This window comes from Scytonema sp. PCC 10023 (assembly GCF_963920835.1).
Lineage (GTDB): Bacteria > Cyanobacteriota > Cyanobacteriia > Cyanobacteriales > Nostocaceae > Kalymmatonema.
Genome location: NZ_CAWUDP010000259.1, coordinates 1 through 2,342, shown reverse-complemented (window position 1 = coordinate 2,342; position 2,342 = coordinate 1). Strand labels below are relative to the sequence as shown.

Annotated in this window: 1 protein-coding gene; it reads right to left on the bottom strand. The window is 41.4% G+C overall.

The features are described from left to right. Nucleotides 1-1,565: NB-ARC domain-containing protein (locus ACM0OZ_RS48490; protein WP_414590097.1), on the bottom strand; the 1,565-nt coding region annotated here is incomplete at its 3' end. Between the last annotated feature and the right edge of the window lie 777 nt (nucleotides 1,566-2,342).

Genomic DNA, 2,342 nt, shown 5'->3' with positions numbered 1-2,342 from the left:
TACCGTCCTTGGTAATAGTAGAGAAGAGCCAAGTTGTTGAAACTGCCGGCGACATCGGGATGCTCTTCTCCCAAACGGGATTGGACAACTGATACACATTGCTTTAACCACGGTTGAGCCAGTGCATACAAACCCTGTCCTTCATAAAACCAACCCAAGCCAGTAAAAACCAAAATTAATTTTTCATCACTGACTGCATCAGTCAGATTTTGTGCCACCTCTGCTAAATGTGGGATAGCAGGTGTTAAGGCAGTGATTTGGTTCTGATTAGGTGTATCAGGAATTTCTTTTGCCACTTCTACCATTGCTTGGCAAAAACTAGACTTCTGCGAGTCGCCTGAAGCTAAGTTCTTTTGCTTGTTTCTCAGAAACTCTCGAATCAACTGATGTAACTGATAAGTATCTTCGCCCTGTAACAGGTGCAAGTTTTCTAATTCTACTCTTGCATCTTCCAGTTCTTCTGCGTCTTTCTCAACAGCAGCACGTTCCACCAGTAACCAAGGAATCCCAGCTAAAGCAAATAAACTTAGTAAACATCCTAACTCTTGGGCAGACTCACTTAATTCGGACCAACTCAATTCAAAAGCAGCCGCTACTCCACGTTTGATATCGGAAGTCCAAGTGGAGTCATTTTCTTTTACTTCTAAAGAAGGATGCCCTAGCCCTTTTTCTTCCAAGCGTCGCAGCATTTCTGTCAAGGATATTTTACGTTTTTTTACATACCGCCCGACTAATTGCAACGCCAGAGGTAAGTAGCCTAAACGCTGAACAAGTTCTTTTGCTTTTATTGATTCTTGATTGACCTTTTCTTCTCCAACCAATTCAGTCAGTAATGAAAGTGCATCATCCTCCTGCAAAACTTCCAAAAACAGAGAACCAGCTAAATTTAACTTGAGTCGTGTTGTTATGAGTACTTTAAACTGGGATGATTGAGGTGGTAGATAAGGTTTTATGTGACTGTAATTTTTCACATCATCCACAACCACAAGCGTGTTTCCTTGGTGCCAATGCTGCCAACACCAGCGTACTCGTTCTGGTAACTCCAAATCTTCTGGCGGCTGCAAGCCCAAATTTATTCTCGCAAATTCTATGATCCGCAAACCAATATCTTCTTCTCTTGCGCGTAACCAGCAGATACCGCCAGAGTAAGTGTGCAACTGTAAGTGTAGCAGTGAGTACTGGATTGCTAATTCTGTTTTACCAACTCCCCCCATGCCTTCAACAGCAGCAATGACGACTTCATTATTGCGTTGTAACTGTTGATGGAGGCGTTCTAATTCCTTTCCTCGACCGATAAATTTATCTGTGTTACTGGGGGGAATATTTTGGGGAAAACCTGTTGGTTTAGGAATATTACTCAAATTGTTTACAGTTTGGTAAATCTGAGTGATATCTCCTACTGTAATATTCCCCTCAGCCCGAACATTCTCAAAGATTTTTTGTACAGCTAATTGACTATTTCCTTGAAGTTGAATATTGTTGTCACCTTGAATCGCTTGCATTCCACCAGAAAACGTTGAGTTTTCTGCTTGCTGCCGGATTATTGGTTCTGTCTTGCTAGTCATGATTTTAACAGTTATCAGTTATCAGTTATCAGTTACCAGTTATCAGTTATCAGTTATTAGTTATAGCAATCCGAATTGAATTGTGAGAAAGCACGTAGATTTAACATCAAATTTAAAAGTAAAATTTTATTCAGCCTTGGCGAATAGAAATCGCGGCTACACAGACGAAACCCGCCTACCCGGGTTATTCTATGAAGTCCACGCACCATCTGGACTTTGTTTGTGTAGTAGCGAATTCTATTCGCCCAATCGGTTTTAAATTTCTCATCAATGATGTAGGATTGCTATAGCTCATAAGTTTGGTAGTAGCAGAGTAAGATACAAGCTTTCGGTATGACTTTCCGGATTTTTCGGTTTATTGAAATTTTACAGCAGAATTGAGGAGTCAGAAGCTACACAAACAAAGCCCAGGCGATTAGAAATCGCGGCTACACAAACAAAGTCCGCCTGCGCGGACTAAATTATAAAGGGGGTATTAGATCCGGATTTGGTATAAAGCAGGCAGAGCCTCTTAAATCAGTTATCAGTTATCAGTTATCAGTTATCAGACAACAGGTTTGTTTGGTACAAGCCCCATCAGGTATTGATGGGGATTAACTGATAACTGTTCACTGTTCACTGATAACTGTATCGGGCTATTGCACCAAAATCGAGCGTATCAAAATGCTCATGACTTCACCTGTCCTGCCAGCTGGTACGAGGGGACTCCAATCACTGATTTGGGCGGGTAGAGTCGATAGGAGGTATTACTCTCCGTACCTCTCTGTTAAATCTAGA